Origin of the sequence: Microvirga sp. HBU67558 (genome assembly GCF_018069605.1) — a bacterium.
Taxonomy (GTDB): domain Bacteria; phylum Pseudomonadota; class Alphaproteobacteria; order Rhizobiales; family Beijerinckiaceae; genus Microvirga; species Microvirga terrae.
The window spans coordinates 1-20,041 of sequence record NZ_JAGPUP010000502.1 but is presented as its reverse complement, the minus strand read 5'-3'; the positions used below and the strand labels follow the sequence as shown (position 1 = coordinate 20,041).

21 protein-coding genes are annotated in these 20,041 nt (G+C 65.3%); 18 read left to right on the top strand and 3 right to left on the bottom strand.

The window, feature by feature from the left end:
* Window positions 1-3 precede the first annotated feature (3 nt).
* The 11 genes from KBI52_RS11705 (at window position 4) to KBI52_RS11655 (ending at window position 12,025) form a co-directional block, all read left to right on the top strand.
* Window positions 4-1,167, top strand: a complete 1,164-nt coding sequence (locus KBI52_RS11705) for an ABC transporter permease (RefSeq protein ID WP_210807609.1) — start codon at window positions 4-6, stop codon at window positions 1,165-1,167.
* Window positions 1,168-2,106 (top strand): ABC transporter ATP-binding protein, encoded by a 939-nt coding sequence (locus KBI52_RS11700; protein WP_173949031.1) that lies wholly within the window; start codon window positions 1,168-1,170, stop codon window positions 2,104-2,106.
* A complete protein-coding gene (locus tag KBI52_RS11695; RefSeq protein ID WP_173949030.1) occupies window positions 2,103-2,858 on the top strand; it encodes an ABC transporter permease in 756 nt (251 codons plus the stop codon). Before KBI52_RS11700 ends, KBI52_RS11695 begins: the two co-directional genes overlap by 4 nt.
* Complete coding sequence (locus KBI52_RS11690; RefSeq protein WP_173949029.1) at window positions 2,855-3,421, top strand: biliverdin-producing heme oxygenase; 567 nt, start codon at window positions 2,855-2,857, stop codon at window positions 3,419-3,421. Before KBI52_RS11695 ends, KBI52_RS11690 begins: the two co-directional genes overlap by 4 nt.
* Window positions 3,418-5,655, top strand: a complete 2,238-nt coding sequence (locus KBI52_RS11685) for an ATP-binding protein (RefSeq protein ID WP_210807608.1) — start codon at window positions 3,418-3,420, stop codon at window positions 5,653-5,655. The genes KBI52_RS11690 and KBI52_RS11685 overlap by 4 nt, the downstream gene beginning before the upstream one ends.
* Window positions 5,656-6,105, top strand: coding sequence for a response regulator (locus KBI52_RS11680; protein ID WP_173949027.1), 450 nt, complete (start codon window positions 5,656-5,658; stop codon window positions 6,103-6,105).
* A gap of 8 nt (window positions 6,106-6,113) precedes the next feature.
* Window positions 6,114-7,160: a sensor histidine kinase gene (locus KBI52_RS11675; RefSeq protein WP_210807606.1), complete on the top strand. Its 1,047-nt coding sequence runs from the start codon at window positions 6,114-6,116 to the stop codon at window positions 7,158-7,160.
* A gap of 1 nt (window position 7,161) precedes the next feature.
* Window positions 7,162-9,312, top strand: coding sequence for a sensor histidine kinase (locus KBI52_RS11670; protein WP_210807604.1), 2,151 nt, complete (start codon window positions 7,162-7,164; stop codon window positions 9,310-9,312).
* 202 nt (window positions 9,313-9,514) lie between these two features.
* Window positions 9,515-10,849 (top strand): amidase, encoded by a 1,335-nt coding sequence (locus KBI52_RS11665; RefSeq protein ID WP_256439485.1) that lies wholly within the window; start codon window positions 9,515-9,517, stop codon window positions 10,847-10,849.
* 20 nt (window positions 10,850-10,869) lie between these two features.
* Window positions 10,870-11,313: a YbaN family protein gene (locus KBI52_RS11660; protein ID WP_247654338.1), complete on the top strand. Its 444-nt coding sequence runs from the start codon at window positions 10,870-10,872 to the stop codon at window positions 11,311-11,313.
* A 376-nt stretch (window positions 11,314-11,689) separates the two neighbouring features.
* Window positions 11,690-12,025, top strand: coding sequence for a hypothetical protein (locus KBI52_RS11655; RefSeq protein ID WP_210807600.1), 336 nt, complete (start codon window positions 11,690-11,692; stop codon window positions 12,023-12,025).
* A gap of 39 nt (window positions 12,026-12,064) precedes the next feature.
* Here KBI52_RS11655 and KBI52_RS11650 read toward each other — a convergent pair whose 3' ends face one another.
* Window positions 12,065-12,331: a hypothetical protein gene (locus KBI52_RS11650; protein WP_173949022.1), complete on the bottom strand. Its 267-nt coding sequence runs from the start codon at window positions 12,329-12,331 to the stop codon at window positions 12,065-12,067.
* Between the two features lie 255 nt (window positions 12,332-12,586).
* On the opposite strand from KBI52_RS11650, the gene KBI52_RS11645 reads away from it, so the two are divergent.
* The 3 genes from KBI52_RS11645 to KBI52_RS11635 all read left to right on the top strand — a co-directional run bounded on the left by KBI52_RS11645 (window position 12,587) and on the right by KBI52_RS11635 (window position 13,927).
* Entirely contained in the window at window positions 12,587-13,159 is a 573-nt protein-coding gene (locus KBI52_RS11645; protein WP_210807598.1) for a PRC-barrel domain-containing protein, read from the top strand.
* Window positions 13,160-13,263: 104 nt separating this feature from the next.
* Entirely contained in the window at window positions 13,264-13,461 is a 198-nt protein-coding gene (locus KBI52_RS11640) for a hypothetical protein (RefSeq protein WP_173949020.1), read from the top strand.
* Between the two features lie 184 nt (window positions 13,462-13,645).
* On the top strand, window positions 13,646-13,927 hold the full coding sequence (locus KBI52_RS11635) for a hypothetical protein (RefSeq protein WP_173949019.1): 282 nt from the start codon (window positions 13,646-13,648) through the stop codon (window positions 13,925-13,927).
* An 85-nt stretch (window positions 13,928-14,012) separates the two neighbouring features.
* On the opposite strand, the gene KBI52_RS11630 is transcribed toward KBI52_RS11635, so the two are convergent.
* Window positions 14,013-14,747: a hypothetical protein gene (locus tag KBI52_RS11630; RefSeq protein WP_210807597.1), complete on the bottom strand. Its 735-nt coding sequence runs from the start codon at window positions 14,745-14,747 to the stop codon at window positions 14,013-14,015.
* A gap of 325 nt (window positions 14,748-15,072) precedes the next feature.
* On the opposite strand from KBI52_RS11630, the gene KBI52_RS11625 reads away from it, so the two are divergent.
* The 3 genes from KBI52_RS11625 to KBI52_RS11615 all read left to right on the top strand — a co-directional run bounded on the left by KBI52_RS11625 (window position 15,073) and on the right by KBI52_RS11615 (window position 17,420).
* The gene (locus KBI52_RS11625; RefSeq protein ID WP_173949017.1) at window positions 15,073-15,381 is read left to right on the top strand and encodes a hypothetical protein; all 309 of its coding nucleotides are present in this window, start codon (window positions 15,073-15,075) and stop codon (window positions 15,379-15,381) included.
* Between the two features lie 143 nt (window positions 15,382-15,524).
* Window positions 15,525-15,953, top strand: coding sequence for a cupin domain-containing protein (locus tag KBI52_RS11620; protein WP_210807595.1), 429 nt, complete (start codon window positions 15,525-15,527; stop codon window positions 15,951-15,953).
* Between the two features lie 570 nt (window positions 15,954-16,523).
* The gene (locus tag KBI52_RS11615; protein ID WP_210807593.1) at window positions 16,524-17,420 is read left to right on the top strand and encodes a calcium-binding protein; all 897 of its coding nucleotides are present in this window, start codon (window positions 16,524-16,526) and stop codon (window positions 17,418-17,420) included.
* A gap of 167 nt (window positions 17,421-17,587) precedes the next feature.
* On the opposite strand, the gene KBI52_RS11610 is transcribed toward KBI52_RS11615, so the two are convergent.
* Window positions 17,588-18,253 (bottom strand): FABP family protein, encoded by a 666-nt coding sequence (locus KBI52_RS11610; protein WP_173949014.1) that lies wholly within the window; start codon window positions 18,251-18,253, stop codon window positions 17,588-17,590.
* Between the two features lie 149 nt (window positions 18,254-18,402).
* Here KBI52_RS11610 and KBI52_RS11605 point away from each other — a divergent pair, with 149 nt between their 5' ends.
* On the top strand, window positions 18,403-19,215 hold the full coding sequence (locus tag KBI52_RS11605) for a CDP-diacylglycerol diphosphatase (protein WP_247654337.1): 813 nt from the start codon (window positions 18,403-18,405) through the stop codon (window positions 19,213-19,215).
* The last annotated feature ends 826 nt before the right edge of the window (window positions 19,216-20,041 follow it).

Here is a 20,041-nt window from a genome sequence, read left to right as displayed (position 1 = left end):
GGCATGCCATCGTTGCGTCCAACTCTGTCCCTCGATCGGCTCGGGAGCGTGATCGCCGTCCTGATCGGCGTCGCGCTCTTTGCCTGTCCGTTCGTCATCTACCGGGCCAACCGCATCGTGGCGGGCGAGGGGCGGATGCTGACGGATGCGTTGCCCGTCCCGGGCGCGCTGACCGTGGTGATCGCGGCGCTCGCCGTCGCGCTGTGCGCGGCATTGGTCCGTGGCCCGCTGATCCGCCTCGCGGCCGCGTCCGTGGGCCTCGGCGTGATCTTTCCGGCAGTCGGATGGTCGGCCGGTTTCGTCACGCCGCCCGGCAACACGTTTGCGCGCGTGTCGCCGTCCCTGGGCTTCTGGCTCCTCGCCCTCTCCTTCGCGTTGCTGGCCGCCGATGCGCTGACGCGCCTGCGTCTGGGACCCTGGGCGCGGATCGCCGCCGTGGCGGTTGCGGCGGGCGCGGTCGCCCTTCTGCTCGTCTCCGGAGCTTGGGACGGTCTTTCCCTGCTCAAGGAATATGCGAACCGCCAGGACACCTTCTGGCGCGAGGCGGGCCAGCACCTGTGGCTCGCCCTGGGCTCCATGATAGCCGCCTGCCTGGTCGGGCTGCCCCTCGGCATCCTGGCCCATCGCGTCCGGCCTTTGCGAACGGCGATCCTGCAGGTGCTCAACATCGTCCAGACGATCCCGAGCATCGCGCTCTTCGGCATCCTGATCGCGCCGCTGGGATACCTGTCCGCCCACGTGCCCCTGGCGGCCGCCCTGGGCATCCACGGCATCGGGGCCGCGCCGGCCTTCATCGCACTCTTCCTCTATTCCCTGCTGCCCGTGGTGGCCAATACGGTCACCGGACTGAACCAGGTGCCGGCCGCGGTGTCCGACGCGGCCCGCGGCATGGGATTGTCCGTGCGCCAGCGCCTGTGGCAGGTCGAACTGCCCCTGGCGCTTCCCGTCATCCTGGCCGGGATCCGCATCGTGCTGGTCCAGAATCTCGGCCTGGCCACCGTGGCGGCGCTGATCGGGGGAGGGGGCTTCGGCACCTTCGTGTTCCAGGGCATCGGCCAGACGGCGATCGACCTCGTGCTGCTCGGCGCCATTCCCACCGTGGCCCTGGCGTTCGTCGCCGCCATCACCCTCGATGCCATCATCGATCTGACCAGGCGGGGCACTTAGATGATCGAGATCGAGCATCTCACCAAGCGCTATGGCGCGACGACCGTCGTCGAGGACGTGTCCTTCCGGATCGACGAGGGCACCATCGCGGTGGTCGTCGGCACGTCGGGGGCGGGCAAGTCGACCCTGCTGCGCATGATCAACCGCCTCGTCGAGCCGAGCGCCGGCCGCGTGCTCATCGACGGCCAGGACACGATGGCGATTCCGGAAGACGAGCTGCGGCACCGGATCGGCTACGTGATCCAGGGCTACGGGCTGTTTCCCCATCGCACCGTGGCCGAGAACATCGCCACGGTGCCGCGCCTTCTCGGCTGGGACAAACGGAGGATCGCCACCCGGGTGGAGGAGCTGCTCGATCTGTTCCAGCTCGATCCGGCGGACTTCGCCACGAAATTCCCGCATGAACTGTCGGGCGGACAGCAGCAGCGCGTGGGCGTCGCCCGGGCGCTTGCGGCAAAGCCCGGCCTTCTCCTGATGGACGAGCCCTTCGGCGCGCTCGATCCGGTCATCCGCAGCAAGGCGCAGGACGATCTCGTGGCGATCCAGCGCCGCCTCGGGACCACCATCGTGCTGGTCACGCACGACATGAACGAGGCATTTCAGCTCGGCGATCGCATCGCCGTGATGGATCAGGCGCGGCTCCTGCAATACGACACGCCAGCCCGGCTGCTGATGCATCCGGCGGAAGCTTTCGTCGAGCAGCTCGTGGGAACGGCCGAACGGCCCTTCCGGCTTCTCTCTCTGACGCGCGTGCAGGCGGCGCTCGAGCCGGGTGCCGCCGAGGGCGAACCCATCCTCGTGACCGAGTCGCTGCGCGACGCGCTTTCGCGTCTGATCTGGGTCGGGCGCGAGACCCTGCCCGTGGTCGATGCAACGGGCGCCGCCCTCGGACGCGTCAGCGTGCGGGGCATCCTAGCGCATGGGCGCTCCATCGCATGAGCGCACGAGCCTTCGTCCTGCGCGCGGCGGCGCTGCTCCTGCTCGTGCTCTTCGTCACGGCCCCGGGGCTTTTCGCGTTCGCGTTCAGGCCCCTGACCGTGAACGGCGCGCCGGCCATCTACAACCAGGGCAGCCTTCTCGCCCTCACCCTGTCGCATCTGCGCATCGTGGTCCTGGCGACGCTCGCCAGCACGATCCTGGCCGTGGGGCTCGGCATCTTCGTCACGCGGCCGTCGGGCGCCGAGTTCCTGCCGCTGTCGCGAAGCCTCGTGAATATCGGCCAGACCTTCCCGCCGATCGCCGTTCTGGCCATCGCGGTGCCGCTCGTGGGCTTCGGCGAGAAGCCGACCTTCATCGCGCTGTTCCTCTACGGTCTCCTGCCGATCTTCGAGAACACGCTCACGGGCCTGATGGACGTGTCGCCGCAGACCCTCGAAGCCGCGAAGGGCATGGGGATGAATCCGCGCCAGCGCCTGGTCCAGGTGGAGCTGCCGCTCGCTCTTCCGGTGATTCTCGCCGGCATTCGCCTCTCGGTGATCATCAGCCTCGGCACCGCCACCATCGGGTCGACGGTGGCGGCCAAGGGATTGGGCGAGGTCATCATCGCGGGCCTTCAGTCCAACAACGTGGCCTTCGTGCTGCAGGGCGGGTTGGTGGTTGCGCTCCTGGCGGTTCTGATCCACGACGGAATGGGGCTGGCGGAACGGGCTGTCGCGAGACGGCTGGGCCGCCCTGTGGACGAGGTTGCATGACACTGCTCGAACGACTGAAGATCGAAACCCGCCAGGCGCACGACCGGATCGAGACCGCCATCGATCTCGATCGCCGGATCGCGTCGCGGGAGGCTTACAGGGACCTGCTGATCCGCTTCTACGGGTTCCACAAGGCCTGGGAGAGCGAGGCCGCCGAGCGCGCGCCCGACCGGGCCTTCTTCGACAGCCGTCGCAAGACGGACCTGCTCGCCAGAGACCTGGAGGCCCTAGGATTGAAATCCGGCGACATCATTCGTTTGCCACAATGCCGGCCTCTGATGCCTCTGCCGGCCCCGGAGGCGGTGCTGGGAAGCATGTATGTGGTCGAGGGCTCGACGCTCGGCGGCGCGATCATCGCGCGCCAGGTGGAGCATCGACTGGGATTCACTGCGGACACGGGCTGCGCCTATTTCCGCAGCTATGGACGCCATGTCGCGGCCATGTGGAAGTCGTTCGGAGCGATGCTTCAGGAAGCATCGTCGCCGGAAGCCGACGATCTCATCGTCGGGGCCGCGCAGGATACCTTCACCGTGATGCACGATTGGCTGTGCGAGACCCCATGACCCAACAGACGCACGATCTCGATCTCACCGCCTGCGAGCGGGAGCCGATCCACATTCCCGGCAGCATCCAGCCGCACGGGATCCTTCTCGCGATCCGGCTGTCCGACCGGACGATCGCCTATGCCAGCGCCAACACGGCCGAAATCTTCGGGTTCGATCCGGCCGATGCCCTCGGCCGGCCCTTCGACGAGGTGATGCCCGCCCTGAGCGCCGAATTCGCCGCGCAGCTCGACGATCCCCCGGCGGCAGGGAACGCCCGGTTCGTCCGGACCATCCAGGTCCACACCGCCCAGCAGGAGCGGTTCTTCGAGACGGCCGTCTCCCGGTCCGGCGATTGCGCGATCCTCGAGCTGGAGGAGCCGCCGCAGGGCGGGATCTCCAGCATCGACGCGCTCTATCCCACCCTGCGCCGGTTCGTCGAGCAGCTGCAGGGCGCCTCCACGATCGAAACCCTCTGCCATCTCGCCGCGCAGGACATCCGCCGCATGACCGGGTTCGACCGGGTCCTGATCTATCAGTTCGACGAGCAGTGGAACGGCACCGTCATCGCCGAGGACCGCAATGAGGTCCTGCCGTCCTATCTCGACCTGCGCTTTCCCGCCTCCGACATCCCGGCCCAGGCGCGGGAGCTCTACCGCCGCAACCGCCTGCGCATCATCTCCGATGCCGATTACACGCCGGTTCCCATTCAGTCGCGCGATCCCGCGCCGCTGGATCTGAGCGACTCGGTGCTGCGCAGCGTCTCGCCGGTCCATCTCGAATACATGCGCAACATGGGGACCCTCGCCTCCATGTCGATCTCGATCCTGCGCGACGGCCAGCTGTGGGGCCTGATCTCCTGCCACAACAAGGAGCCCAAGCGGGTCTCGCTCCAGGTGCGCAACGCCTGCGATTTCCTGACGCAGATCTTCTCCCTGCAGCTCGAGGCGCGCGAGAACACGACGCTGGCCGAGAACCGGGTGCGTCTCGGCGCCGTGCAGACGAGGCTTCTCGCCCACATGGCCGCCGAGGAGCGTTTCATCGCGGGCCTCGTGAACCATCCCGACGACCTGATGATGCTCTCCGGCGCGCAGGGCGCCGCCGTCCTGACGCAGGACCATTGCTGGTGCCTGGGCGAGGCACCTACAATGGATCAGGTCCGGGCGCTGTTCGACTGGCTGTCCGACAACCATCAGGAGGACGTGTTCGCCACCGACCACCTGGCAGCGGTCTATCCGGCGGCGGAGGCCTTCGCCGACAAGGCGAGCGGCCTGCTCTCCATCTCGGTCTCGAAGGTGCATTCGAGCTATGTGCTCTGGTTCCGCCCCGAAGTCGTGCAGACCGTGAAGTGGGGCGGCAATCCGCAAAAGCCCGTTCAGGAGGAGGCGGGCTCCTTGAGGCTTCATCCCCGGCGCTCCTTCGAGACCTGGAAGGAGACGGTGCGCAGCCGCTCCCTGGCCTGGGACCGGAGCGAAATCGAGGCGGTCAAGGAGCTGCGCAACGCCATCGTGGGCATCGTCCTGCGCCGGGCCGAGGAACTGGCCTCGCTGTCGGAGGAGCTGCGCCGCAGCAACAAGGAGCTGGAGGCCTTCTCCTATTCGGTGTCCCACGACCTGCGGGCCCCGTTCCGCCACATCGTGGGCTATTCCGAACTGCTGAAGAAAGAGGCGAGCGATCTGTCCGAGAAGGGCCGGCGCTACGTGGACACCATCATCGAATCCGCCTACACGGCCGGAACCCTCGTCGACAACCTGCTGCGCTTCTCGCAGATGGGCCGAACGGCCCTGAAGCCCCGGACGGTGGACGTGGCCGGCCTGGTCGGCGAGATCAGGCACAAGCTGTCCGCCGAGCATGCCGACCGCCGGATCCAATGGGTCGTCGGGGACCTGCTTCCCGTGAACGCGGATCCGGTCCTGATCCGGCTGGTCTTTGAAAACCTCCTCGACAATGCGGTAAAGTACACCCGCACCCGGGAGAAGGCGCGCATCGAGATCGGCTCCAGCCGAAAGGATGGGGAGACGGTCTATTTCGTGCGCGACAACGGCGTCGGGTTCGATATGAAGTACATCGACAAGCTGTTCGGCGTCTTCCAGCGCCTGCACCGGATGGAAGAGTTCGAAGGCACGGGGATCGGGCTCGCCAATGTTCGCCGGATCGTCGAGCGACACGGCGGCCGAGCCTGGGCGGAAGGGGCGCTCGACAGAGGCGCGACCTTCTCGGTCGCCCTGCCTGATCATGATGAAGGAGCGGCGTGAATGCCGGAATTGAAACCGATCCTGCTGGTTGAGGACAACCCGAAGGATCTCGAACTGACCCTGGCGGCTCTCGAGCAGAGCCAGCTCGCCAACGAGGTCGTCGTGGTGCGCGACGGCGAGGAGGCGCTCGATTTCCTCTACCGCCGCGGGCCCCATGAGAGCCGCAACACCAGCGACCCGGCCGTCGTCCTGCTCGATCTCAAGCTGCCGAAGATCGACGGGCTCGAGGTGCTGGAGAAGGTCAAGGCCGACCCGCGCCTGAGGCAGACGCCGGTCGTCATGCTCACCTCGTCGCGGGAGGAGAGCGACCTGGTCCGCAGCTACGAGCTCGGGGTGAACGCCTTCGTGGTGAAGCCCGTGGGCTTCCGCGAGTTCTTCGATGCGATCCAGGACCTCGGGGTGTTCTGGGCGATCCTGAACGAGCCGCCGCCGCGGCGCAACGGAACCTGAGAGCCTCCATGGATCGGGCATCCGCCATCTCGTCGGATCAGAGGCTGCGCATCCTCCTGCTGGAGGACAGCGCCCTCGATGCTGAATTGATGACGGAAGCCCTGGCCGATGCCGGCCTGTCCGCCGCGATCGAGCGCGTGGTGTCGGCCGACGAGTTCACGGCGGCGGTCCGGAACGGGAGATGGGACCTCATCCTGGCCGATTACCTTCTGCCGGCCTTCAACGGCCTGAACGCCCTCGAGATCGCCCGGGAGATCGTTCCCGCCACGCCTTTCGTGTTCGTGTCGGGCGCTCTCGGCGAGGAGGTCGCCGTCGAGGCCCTGAAGCGCGGCGCGACGGATTACGTCCTGAAGGACAAGCTCGACCGGCTGCCCGCCACGATCCTGCGCGCCCTGGCCGAAGCCGGCGAGCGCGCCGAGAAGAAGCGGGCGCAGGATGCCCTGCAGCAGATGCTCGACGAGCGCACGGCGCTTCTGCACGAGCTCGACCACCGGGTGAAGAACAATCTCCAGCTGCTGCTCTCCCTCATCGGCATCGAGATCCGCCAGTCCGAGGACGACCAGGTGCGTCACGTGCTCGGGCGCGTGAAGGAGCGCATGCAGGCGCTCGCCGCCGCGCATCGCGATCTCTATGACGGGCAGGGATCGACGCGGTTCGACGCGTCGAGCTTCGCCAAGGGCTTGTGCCATGAACTGACCGCGGCGCTTCCGGACGTGCGGATCACGCCGGAATTCGAGATCGAGACCGTGGAGGTCGAGGCCGCGAAGGCAGCCCCGATGGCGCTCCTGTTCAACGAGATCGTGGTCAACGCCCTGACCCACGCCTACAAGGAGCGGAAGGGAAAGCTGAAGCTCCGGCTCCAGGTGCGGGACGGGGCGCTGCTCTTCGAGATCTCCGACGACGCCTTCAGCCCCGAGGAGAAGGAGGCCGCGCGGACGAGCGCCTCCGGCACCATCCTGAAGGCCCTGGCGCGCCAGCTCGACGCCCATGTCGATTGGCCCCGGGAAGAACCAGCCACGCTCGTGCGTGTCCTGATGCCGGTTCAGGACAGCTAGCATGACGGGCCGACGATCCGCCGCGAAAGACAGGGCCGAACAAGCGAATCGCGGCCGTCCCGCCGGGGTCCGCACGTCGCTGCGGCAGGTGTTGTGGGGACTGGTCTTCGTTCTCGCCCTGCCGACTATTCTGGTGGCGGCGGCTGGCCTCTATTCGGGCTACCGGGCCGAGCAGCAGGCGATCGACCTGCGCATGCAGGAAACCGCCCGTGCCCTGAGCCTGCTGCTCGACCGCGAGATCGAGAAGTCGGTGGTCGGCCTGCAGGTGCTCGCCCAATCGTCCAGCCTCGCCAAGGGCGACCTCGAGGAATTCTACCAGCGGACGAAAAACACCGGACTGGCCGACCCGTCGTGGATCGCGCTCTTCGAACCCGGCGGCCGCGTTCTGTTCAACACCCGTGTGCCTTACGGCGTCGCCTTGCCGACCAGCAACCGTCCGGAGGCGCTGCGGCTCGTTCAGGAAACCCGCAAGCCCCATGTGTCCGACCTCTATGTGGGGTCATTGACCCGGCAGCGCCTGATCACCATCGACGTTCCGGTCATTCTCGACGAGCAGGTCGTCTACATTCTGTCGCTCGCGATCACGCCGGACGTCTTCCAGGCCATCATCCGCGACCAGCGGATCGACAGCGGGTGGAACGCCGCGGTGCTCGACCGCAGCCGGACCATCGTGGCCCGCTCCCGCGCCCCGGAGCGGTTCGTCGGCCAATCCGCCAGTCCCAACGTTCAGGAGGCTCTCGCGGCCTCGCGGGAAGGACGCCTCCAGAGCGTGACGCTCGAGGGCATTCCGGTGCGCACCTATTTCAGTCAGTCGCCGGCTTACGGCTGGTCCTTCGTGCTCAGCATCCCGGAAACGGAGCTGGCCCGGTCGGCCCAGCGCTCCCTCTTCTGGCTGGCGGTTCTGGGTGCCGTCATCCTGGGCGGCATTCTCCTGGCGGTCCTGCTCTCCCGCGCCATCGCCAAACCGGTCGACCAGCTCGTGGCGGCGGCCCAGACCCTCGGACGCGGCCATGAGGTGTCGGCTCCGACGACCACCCGGGTGCTGGAATTCGACACGATCAAGAAGGCGCTCGTGGAGGCCTCGACCGGCCTCCGCAGGCACGAGCGGGAGCGGGAGGAGGTTCTCGCCCACATGGCCGAGAGCGAGGCGCGCCTGCGCATGGCCCTCACGGCGGGACATCTCGGCTCCTGGGAGTTCGTTCCGTCCACGGGCGCCTTCACCACGTCGGCCCTGTGCCGGGCCAATTTCGGCCGTGACGCCGACGAGCCCTTCACCTATGCGGACCTGATCGAGTCGATCCATCCCGACGACCGGGCCATGCAGGCGGAGGCCATGGCCCGGGCCCTTGCGACCCGCACGGACCTGCACGTGGAATATCGCGCAATCTGGCCCGACGGCAGCGAACACTGGATCCGGATCAGCGGCCGGATGCGAATCGGGCCGGATGGGCAGGTGTCCATGGTCGGCGTGTCCCAGGACGTGACCGAGCGCCGCCTCGCCGAGGACCGGCAGGCGCTTCTGCTGCACGAGCTCAACCACCGGGTCAAGAACACGCTGGCGACGGTTCAGTCCGTGGCCTCCCTGACGCGACGCTCCGCGGCGAGCAGCGATCCTGCGGCGTGGAGCGCCTTCATGGATCGCCTGCATGGCATGGCCAAGACTCATGACCTTCTCACGGCGACCCAGTGGCAGGGCGCTCTTCTGGAGGACGTGCTCAAGAACGAGCTGGAGCCCTACCAGGACGGCATGTGCCAGCGCATCCGTCTGCGGGGTCCGAAGGTCAATCTTCAGCCGGGCGCCGTCCTCGCCCTGGGGCTGGCCGTTCATGAGCTCGCGACGAACGCCGTCAAGTACGGGTCCCTTTCGGTTCCGGACGGCAAGGTGCATGTGATGTGGGCCCTCACTGCGGGCTCAAGCCAGTCCGCGCTGCTCGTGGAATGGGTCGAGAGCGGCGGTCCGACCGTCAAGAAGCCCGAGCGCCAGGGCTTCGGATCGAAGCTCATCCAGCGCGGCCTGGCGCAGCAGCTCGGCGGAGAGATCAAGCTCGATTTCGCCCCGGCGGGAATCCGCTGCGTCATCACCTTCCCGCTTTCGACGATGAGTCCCGATCAGAGCGACGCGGAGGAATCGCGCGAGCGCTATGCCTCGTGACGACGATGACGTGGCCGCAGCATTCGTTCTCACCCTCTGATAGGGTGGAGCGATCTGAAAGAACGATGGGGAACAGGCTCTCCTCGTCAAAGGCGGGCTTGTCCGGGCCATCCCGATCCGGAGAAGCAATGTGCTTTTCATCATCGGGATCACCGGCACGAGGCCGGTGATGACGTGAGAGGTGCCGCTCCATTCGTCCAGGTTGCTCCACGCCTTTGGCCATTCACTCGGTACCTTCATGACCTCGATCAGAGACAAGCTTGAAACCATTCTGACGCGCCTGGCCGGCCGTGCGGCCGACGAGCGGGCGTTCCTGCGCGTCTACGAGGACGCGGCGCGCGTTGCGGCCGATGCCGCCGATGCACGCCGTCGCGCGGGCCTTTCGCTCGGACCGCTCGACGGGACGATCGTGTCGATCAAGGACCTGTTCGACGTGGCGGGCGAGACCACGCTCGCAGGCTCGATCGCCCTGCGCGATGCACCGCCCGCCGCCAGGGACGCGGTGATCGTTCGCCGCATCCGCCAGGCTGGCGCCGTCATCGTGGGCAGGACCAACATGGTGGAGTTCGCCTTCTCGGGGTTGGGCCTCAATCCGCATTACGGCACGCCGGGCAACGCGGCGGATCCCTCGCGCATTCCTGGCGGATCGTCCTCGGGCGCCGGCGTCTCGGTGGCCGAGGGCACGAGCGAGATCGCTATCGGCACCGATACCGGCGGCTCCGTGCGCATTCCGGCCGCGCTCAACGGCGTCGTCGGCTTCAAGCCCACGGCGCATCGCGTGCCGCTGGACGGCACCCTCCCGCTCTCGCCCAGCCTCGATTCCATCGGGCCGCTCGCCCGTACCGTGCAGGACTGCGCCTTCGCGGATGCGGTCATGGCCGGCGAGGAGCCGCGCGTGCTGGCTCCGCATCCCCTGGCCGGATTGCGGATCGGCGTTCCGCGGGGACGCCTGTTCGCGCAGTCCGAGCCGATGGTGGACCGGGCGTTCGAGGCGTCATTGGCGGTCCTGTCGCGGGCCGGCGCAAGGGTCGCCGATCACGCCATCGAGGATCTGCTCGACGCCATGGCCGACACGACGGTCGCGGCCTCCATCGCGTCCATCGAGGCATCCGAGGTTCATGCGGACTGGCTCGACGCAAAGGCGGCCGAGATGGACCCGCGGGTGCGCTGGTGGATCGCCCGCAGCGGCACGGTGCCGGCGCCGATCTACATCCGCATGCTGCGCCGCCGGCGTGCGCTCGCCGCCGCCATGGACGCGCGGTTGTCTTCCATCGACGTGCTGGCGCTGCCGGCCACCGCCATCGCGGCTCCGCTGACCGCGCCGCTGGAAGCCGACGACAAGCTCTACAACAGGACCGATGCGCTGATCCTGCGCAACACCATGTTCGGGAACCAGTTCGACCTGACCGCGATCTCTCTGCCGCTTCCCCGCACCGAGAGGCCCGTTGGCCTCATGCTGGTGGCCCGGCACGGCCAGGACCAGAGGCTGCTGGACATCGCCGCGAGCGTCGAGGCGGTGCTGGCGTCGGACTCCTGACCACGGCACAGGATCGTGAAATGAAGCGTTATGCCCGCTCCGGAAAGATGCTTGCGAGAAGCGGGATGATGCATCGCCTTTACCTCTGCCTCGGCTATGCGAGCCTCGCGCTCGGGATAGCCGGCATCTTCCTGCCGGTCTTGCCGACCACCCCTTTCGTGCTCCTGGCAGCCTGGTGTTTCACACGATCGAACCCGGCCCTGGCCGCAAAACTCTACAATCATCCTCGCTTCGGTCCGCTGCTCACCGCATGGCGCGATCAGAAGGCCATTCCGCTCCAGGCCAAAATCTGCGCCCTGACGATGCTCGTCCTGTCATACGCGGTGATTCTGCATCTTGCCGAAAGCCGCATCCTGCCGTTGATTCTCGGGGCGATCATGGGAAGCGTCGCCCTGTACATCGCCACGCGTCCGAGACCGCGCGGCAGACCCGATGTCCCAGAGCCCGATGCCTGCGAGCGATAGGATCTGCGTCCGTTCATCGCCACTCGGCAAGCCCGTGGCCGGGCGCGACGATGCCGGGCTTCTGCCCTTTGGCCCAGGTTGTGCCATGTTACGGCCCAGGTTCCGGTTAGGCTGCAGGCGTCGCGATTGAAGGAGCCCCATCATGCGCAGCCTCAGCCTGTCGGTCTTCCTGCTGGCGTCAGCCGCGATGCTTGCCCCGCTTCTGATCGGACTGGCCTATGCGGTGAGCGTGCTGGCGTCGGCCCTGATGTTTCCCTGACGTGGTCCTGATCGTATCCCTGTTCATGGAGCCGTCGACTGGCGATGGCGGCGGCCTGTCGTGGAACCGTCCTTGAAAGCGGACGTTGGACAGCGATTGTTGAACAGGACTTTTCCGATGCGAAAAATCATTCTTCTGTCCGCTCTTGCCATGGGCGCAGGTCTCTGGAGCGCTTCGCCTTCTCTCGCTCAGCCTCAGCTCCAACTCGGCATCGGACCCGATGGGCGTCCGGAGTTCGGCGTGCGCGATCCTCAGCAGGAGCGTTACGAACGCCGGGAACGCTGGCGCGAGCGCCGTGAGGAGGAGCGCGCCCGCGCCTATGAGGCCGGCCGCCGGGATGCGATGCGTGACGAGCGCCGCTACGGCTACGAGAGCCGCTGCCGCAACATCATCATTCGCGAAGAGAACGAATGGGGCCGCACGGTCGAGCGGCGGGTCCGTCGCTGCGATTGACGACGCTCCCGATTCCCGCCCGTTGATTCGACCTGCTTCTCAGGCTCGCGGATTGGCGATTTCCGCCGTGAGCTTGGGAAGCTCCTTGGTCATCCACTCCACCATCTGATCGCTGGTTTTCAAATGGCCCGGCATCGGGATGAACGGGCCATGGGATTCGTAGATGGCCATGGGATCCCGCGCACCCAGGATCGGGTCGAGATCATCCTCGATTTCAGGCGTGATGGTTCTGCCGCCGAACCACGTGAGGAGCAGCAGGAGCATCCCGACGGCGCCGGCCAGGACGACGAGCAAGGATATTGCCAAGTCTGCGACCACTTGTTCCGTCCCTGAACTCAGAAGGCTTGCCGTTGGGGAGCCTAGCACCGAAAGGCGCGCGGTCCAACGCCGCAAAGCGCATGGCGCAGCACAGCAGGCAGCGCACATTTTCGCAGGTGCGAGGAACCGCCCTCACGAGCTTGAGGTTGAACTTCCAATCACCTCGCTGAACGCGCATGGAGTTCGTCGGCCGTCACGAGGGAAGGGGTGCGGAGCGATCGACCTATCGCATGGGAGGCGCCCATGAGAACGTATTACGTGTTCCAGTCCGAGCGGACGCCCGATCTGCGCGGCTTTACGGAGAGCGCCACGGGCGAGACGCTGCCCGCCGAGCATGGGCCCTGGGCCCTCGACCGGCGGATCGGTCCCGATGACGAGTGGGTTCTCAATGTCAGCCGGGCGGTGGTAGCGGCCGGGATCATCGAGAACGGGTTCTATCTCTGGGGACCGGTCGAACGGCCGACCGAATGGCACCCGGTGATCCAGAGCGATCGGGTGGAAGGCACGGCCGTCTACGGTCCGGATAGAACGCAGATCGGCACCATCAAGCGCCTGCTGATCGAGAAGGTGAGCGGGCGGGTTCTCTATGTGGATGTGACCTTCGGCGGTTTCCTGGGGATCGGCGTGCACCATCATACGGTTCCCTGGGACAAGCTGGCCTACGACAGGGAACTCGAGGGCTATCGCACCGACGTGACCGAGGCTCAGGTGCAGGCGGCTCCCGCCTTCTACGGCGATGACCGGATCTGGCCGGACCGCAAGCGCGAGCAGGAGATGCGGGATTACTGGCACGACATCCCGAGAGGCCCGATCTGACCGCAGGGCCTGTCCGGCGAGAATCGCGCTCGTCGTCGGCGAAGCCTCACGGCGCGGGGGCAGGCCTGCTATGATGGCTTCGTCCCAGGTCCCTGGAGGGTGCCATGATCGAGCATGCGTTCAAAGTCGGCCAGGCGGTGCGGCCCAGAGCCAGCTGCCACAGCCTTCCGAACGATCTGTTCCGGGTTCTGCGCCTCCTGCCATCCACGGCAGGCGGCGTGCCGCTCTACTGCATCAAGAGCCAGGCGGAGCTGATCGAGCGCATCGTCGAGCAGAGCGAGATCGAGGCAGCGGCGCGCTAACTCCGGCCCTGTTGCGTATTCGCTTGATGTCCCGACGGTTGTTCGTAGTTGTTTCTCGCCATCTCCTCGCGCAGTCATGCTCTGCGAGGGCAACGAATTTCGTCGTCTCATTCCATGAAACGTAAATCGAAGTAACGCGTTGACGATCAAATCGCAATACACGTCAATACGTGGAGATGGAATGATGAAGAAGTCAGCTTGGCTCGTGGCAGCCGCGTTAATTGGCTCGAGCGTCGTCGTTTCGACGCCTTCGTCGGCTCAGGTGCAGTTCGGCATCGGCCCGGATGGCCCGAGCGTCCGCGTCGGCCCGGACAATGACCGCTATGAACGCCGCTACGAGCGTCGTCGCGTCTATGACCGCGACGACCTGTCCACCGGAAGCGTCGAGCGCTGCCGCACCGTGGTGATCCGCGAGGAAGAGCCGGACGGCGACATCGTGACCCGCCGCGTCCGCCGCTGCCGCTAACGCCAAAACGGCGCCACCTTTGACCCATGCCCGGGAGCCGGCAGGCCACCCGGGCATCGTTGCGTCCCTGGAGCGTGCAATCGGCTCAGGCTGCCTCCGCCTGCCGCGGCCGGGTCGATTCCACCTCCACGGTGAGCGCCGGAGTCATCATGCGTCCCCGGTTGATCAGGTCGGATACGGCGGACGCGAGCGCCAGCGCGGCCCGGTCCTTGCGTCCGAGCTGGAGACCATGCACGTAGAGCCGCATCAGCTCGACCGTCACATAGTGAAAGGCGACCTCGGATCCGCGGGCGAGCCTCATCCGTCGTGACGCCGTCGCCAGCTTGTCGAGGTAAAGAGATCGCTCGACTGGGGATTCCGACAGGAAGCCGCTCAATCCCCCGAACAGATGCTCGAAATGATCCCACAGGAGCGCGAGATTCTTGGCCGCCTTGTCCTGCTGGTCGGGCGCGAGCGCCTGGAACTCGGCCAGAAGCTCCCAGGCCGGATCGGACCCGATCGCTTCGTCCTCGGGGCTGGGCAGCGGCACGAAGGGTAGAAGCGTCCGGGTCTGCGAGAGCAGGGCGGGGCGCAGCGCGTCCCAGCCGGCGAACACCCTGGGCATGACGATCAGCGCCGTGGCGAGAACGGTCTGGTCGACCATGGTGCCGGCACGCCCGAGCGCCGGGCGCGCCATCGCGCGGCAGGTCTCGATGAACTGCCAGCGCAGGAGGCAGAGCCTCTGGAATGATTCGAGCTTTTCGATGAATCCGCTTTGCGGCTGATGATCGACGGACCAGGGGAAGGTGAAGTCACTTCGGGGCTGAGGCGGGCTGCTCATAAGACTGATGATCCGATCCGCAAATCACTTTCGACGCAGGTCCGGTGATACAGGGTCAATCCAGGCAACTTTGAGGCCCGGACACTCTATTGCGTAAGTACGTTTGGTCGCAGCGGAATTTACTCTCAAGACCCGGGCGTCCCGCGGCGCCGCGGGGCTCGTGCCGACCCGGACGGACGAGGGGGCAAACCGCCCATCCTTGAACCTCGGCCGGCCTCTTCCTACATCCCGGATGACCCCGATCCGGGCCCCTCTGACGCAAGCCATGCCGGCCGCTGCGTGATGTCGGATCTCCCCCGATCCGACCGCCGGCACAGAGGTGAGAATGCTTCAAGATCTTTTGGCAGCCGTCGTCGGCGTGCTGATCGTCGATCCGCTTCAGGCGGAGATGAACGAACGCCTGTCCCAGGTCCGCGCGCCTCAGGCCGTCATCACCGAAATGCGGACTTGCGCCGCATCCTCCTTGCCGAAGCTCGCCGACCGGGCCATGGCCGAACCGCTCTGGGTCGTCACGGCGGCGCTCGATGTCTGGACCGGCCGCACAAAGCCCGAAGAGATCCTCAGTGGCACGTCCACCCAGTGCGACGCCGCCGTCAAGGCGGCCAGGACCTATCTGGAGAGCCGCGGGGCGTGATGGCCGGACCGGCTGCGCTGATCGCCAGTCGCATCGCTTGTGATCAGTCGCCCCGGACCACAACGATCTTACTCCTCCGAGGAGGCTGTCGCGTCTCTTGGGGCGTGTTACTGTTCCGCCTTCGCTTCGAGAGGCGGTGTCCGATGAAAAACCTCGTTCTCCTGCTGGCATGTCTGTGTTGGGTGCTTCCTGCTCAGGCGCAGCAGCAGGGTCAGGCGATCCGGTTCGAGGCAGTCCCGTCTCAAGGCCTCTTCAAGGGGGCGATGCCGGACCTTCCGAAGGCGGATCGGCTCGAGGCGCGGGTGCGTCCCTTCACGGTTCGACCCGGCATGGTCGACGCCATGTGGCACAGCCATCCAACGCCTATCGTGGGCTATGTCATCGATGGAGTCGTTGCGATCGAGATCAAGGGACAAGGAATATCTCAGTTCAAGGCCGGGGAGGCTTTCCTGGAGCCCGCCAACACCGTGATGCGCGCCAGCAATCCGGGCCAGGACGTGGCGAAAGTGGTGGTGTTTCAGGTGTCTCCGCCAGAGGCGGCCTATTCCGAGATGGCACCGCCGCAGGAGTGAAGCGACAGCTTTGCTCACCGCATCCGCTCCGCAACGGCTGTGGTCCCCGTCGCCCGATGTTTCGCAGCTTGCAGCCGATGGGATCATGCAGCCTGCTGAACGCGACACGCATCTGGCATGGGCCTGCCAGAGGAGAGATGAGCACCGGTCCGTCATCGGGCGTGAGCGCTCCAAATTGTCCGGAAACGCACTTCAGCATAGGCCCTTCCATTGATTCTCCCGGCAGACCGGCACGAGCCGCAGGAGAAAGCTTGCCGGCCGACTTGCGGCGGATCGAGGCTCGCCCGTCAGGAACGCGATAATGAACATCAAGCCCATACGTTCCAAAACGACCGCAAGACAGTGGAGGTAGAAGAGCGTACCTCTTCTGAACGTCTGCCCGAATCCCGAGAACCGGGCTACGGTGAAGCTCCTCGTTCGACATGTCATTACTCGAAGATATCATTTCACGTGAAAGTTTCCGTGACGATTGTAGAAGATTCAGCACGGTCATTTCCCGGCCATTAGGACCGTGGCGCACCACTTCACCGACAAACGACTTCGGCCGACCAGAGCCTGCGGAGGCGAGCAATGGCGATTCGCATTGGAACACCTAAGGAAGACCCTCTCAATGGAACGGACTTCTCCGACATCCTCAACGGCTTGGCCGGCAACGACACGCTGTACGGAGGACCCGCAGACGACATGCTGAATGGCGGAGCAGGCATCGACACGGCTGATTTTTCATTTGACCCCGCCGTGACGGTGGATCTCGGTCGCAATATCGCCTTTGGCCAAGGGTCGGATCGTCTCTTCGGGATCGAGATTGTCGTTGGCTCATTGTACGATGACAGGCTGACGGGCGATCGCAAGGCCAACAACCTGTCCGGTGGATATGGCAATGATCGTCTGATGGGTGCCGGCGGAGATGATTTCCTGAACGGCAATGTCGGCGACGATACCGTGATCGGCGGGACGGGCAACGATACCGTCGCGGGATCGGGCGGCAATGATCACCTGTATGGCTCGGCCGGCAATGACCGGCTCGATGGCGGGGACGGGCGCAACACGCTGGAAGGCGGGAACGGCAACGACACCTTGGGCAGCGCTCGCGGAACCGACTGGATGATCGGCGGCGGAGGGGCGGACACGTTCAGCTTCGGGCCATCCTCGTCGGGAACGACCTCCGCGCTGGTCAGCACGATCGCCGACTGGAGCGTGTCGGCTGACCGGATCGACCTCGGCGTCGACGGAACGGCTTCGAACTATGGTGAGGCCGCTACCGGCGCGACGACGATCGAAGCTGCCCTTCTCGATGCGCAGAGCGTCTTTGCCAGCGGGACGATCACGCATGCGTTTCTCTACAACAGCGTCGCGAACACGGGCTATGTCTTCTCGGACCAGGATGAGGACGGCACATTCGAGATCGGCATTGTCATTGCCAATGCGGGGACGGCGGCAGCCATGAACTACTGGAACATCGTCTAGGTGCACTTCTTCATCTGCCGCAGGCCTTCGATGGTTGGCTGAGGACTTGTTCGGTTCGGATGGTCGCGCCCGGATCATGCGGGCGCGACTGTGATCGATCTCAAGTCGACCGATGCAACGCTGCCGGCGGATTTCAAGCTCGAGCACGTTCGATAAGGCTGCTCCGCTCAACCTGCCTTTCGTTTGGACAAAATGAGCGCCAAGGGATTGGGCTTGGCTTCACCGACTCGCTGGAGCGTGTTCCGGTCCTGATGGGCAAAAGGCATGTCCCGGCCATGCACCAGCAACTCGGTATCGGTCACGTAGCTCCAGCTCCCGTCCGGATGAAAGGTGATCGTGATCCGGTAGTGGTCGGTGCGGAACGCCTGCTCCAGAAAGGTTGTCGAGCAGATGCCATAGTCGGTCTGCCCACGGGTTGCCGTCACGACGATCTCGTCGGCGTCGGGGCTTGCCTGGCCAGCCGCGATGGCGACCTGGCCGCGCGGGATGGCGATGGTCTGCATGACGAGGCCGCTGGCCGGCTCCCAGAGCCAGTAGCCGACCTGATCGTGAAAGGTGATGTCCTCCTCCTCGGTCGTGATGTGGATGTGGTAGCGCAGGCCGTAGAGCAGTTGCGGCCCGTTTGTCTGCGGGTCGATCGCCTGAAAATCGATGGTCTCGATGAACACGCGCCGCTCCGGGCCTTCCGCCTTGGGGTTGAGATCCACACCCTTGCGTGCGCGCCAGCGCCCCGCCAGTCGCCGCAGGGGACCCAGATTATTGAGCGTTTCCGGATCGACGTTGCTGGGTTCGGTGAAGACGTCCGTCAGGGTGGCCATAGGCAGAGGCGTCATGACAAAACCTTTCTGTCGATAGGGGAGGGTCAAGAGGAAGCAGGACATCGGCGCGTCCGGGGAGGCCTCGGCGCCGGGAGGCGGCGCCTGCCGCCGCCATCGCCCATTCGTTGTATTGCCATGGACGTCGGATCGACCATCTCCGGTGCATGTCCCTGAAACAAGCCCTGTGGCTATCTCTTGCGTGTCTTGCAACTGTCTTCATCGCCCGCAGGACGTTCGCGAGCGACCCATCGCGAGGAGCCCTGTGGCGCGTGGTGGAGACATGCGTTGCCGCCAAGCGGGCGCTCAATGTTTCTCTGCCCTGCGTCCAAGTCAACTTGGGGCAGCACGGATCCCCGGGGACCGTCGTTCTCAGGCCTCCATGGAAAGAGACACATACCCTCGTTGTTCCGACCACACGTTTGGTCGGGATTGAGGCCCCGGCCCTGCAGCAGCCGGAAGCGGCGGCCTACTGGCAGGCGGCTCTCGCAGCGCGACGCTTCGTCGTCGAGGCTGCCAAAGGGCGCGTCCACGTCGAGGATGTCGCGCTGGCTGTCAACTCCAGGGGCAGTCGCACGCAAGATCAACTTCATATTCATGCCGATTGTGCACGGCCGGAGGTTCTCGCGGCGCTTCGCCTGCACGATGCGGAGCTCGGGAGCGCCTGGAAGCCGCTCGAGTTCCTGGAGTCTCTTGGCTTTCCGCACGACAACCAGCGCTTCTTCGGCATCAAGATCGCCGCGGACGAGATCGGCACGTCGAACATCTTCGAGCGCCTGACGGACCTTCCAGGCTCTCGAAGGGATTTGTCCAGAGTTGGTGTCGCGGTCTTCAGCGCTCCACCGAATGGATCACGGCAGGGATTTTATGTCGTTGCCGCGCCCGGGCGTGACAGCCAGGCGGAGGATCTCCTGGATCATAGCTGTGTGCTGGCGCGAGGTGTTGCGGCCGACGATTCACCAGCGAACGTTCAGCGCTGATGACGGATCCCTGCCGAGGAAACTAGCTTTACTGCCCGGGGCAACACAGCCTGCATCCGCTTCTTCGGGAATGAGAGGACGCACTTCCCCAAGAGCGATACCTCGAAAGATCGGCTAGCCTTGCAGTGGTTTCAGGCTAAACTTCTTCCATTGCGGGTGAAGCAGGCAGCGGCGAGGGTCCACCTCGCGCGGCGACGGGGCAGCACCGTTCCCCCGCTCCATTTTTCCACCTCATCTGTTCGACCACAGCGACGGGTCTCCCGTAATGCTCCGGATGATCGCGAGTGCAGAGCCGCCGGCTCTCCCGCGGTCCGGGCTCAATCGACATTCGGTCTCCAGGGCTGCATCAGCCACGGGCGAATCTTACCGAGGAGCTCGCGCTTCTGCCCCGATGGTCATAGTCGCGACGGGAATTCGCTCCCCCTTCGAGGCGAAGCGATGTGTGACGGGCCATGTGCTCTTTACAAGCCACGGGGATGATCGGCAGCGCCAACCATATCCTCCCGCCACTTCATTGAGATGAAGTTTTCAGGCATTCGCCTAGAATTAACATATGTTATTATCGATTCAGATGCTGATTTACTTCAGCAGGCCTGAATAATCATGAATAACGTGACTTCAATACCTCTCTTTGAACAGTTGATGAAGTACGACTTTATAGGTGCGGAATTTCCGACCCGTGAGAGCGTTTGCTTATCAAACCAACGGGAGGATCATTCTCAATGACAAGTATTGTCGCGTCAGCGGAGTTAATCGGCTTTGACGGCAGCCGAAGCATCTACCGGGTCGATCTGAGCCAGCTCCCCTTCAGCACCCTTCAGGCCAT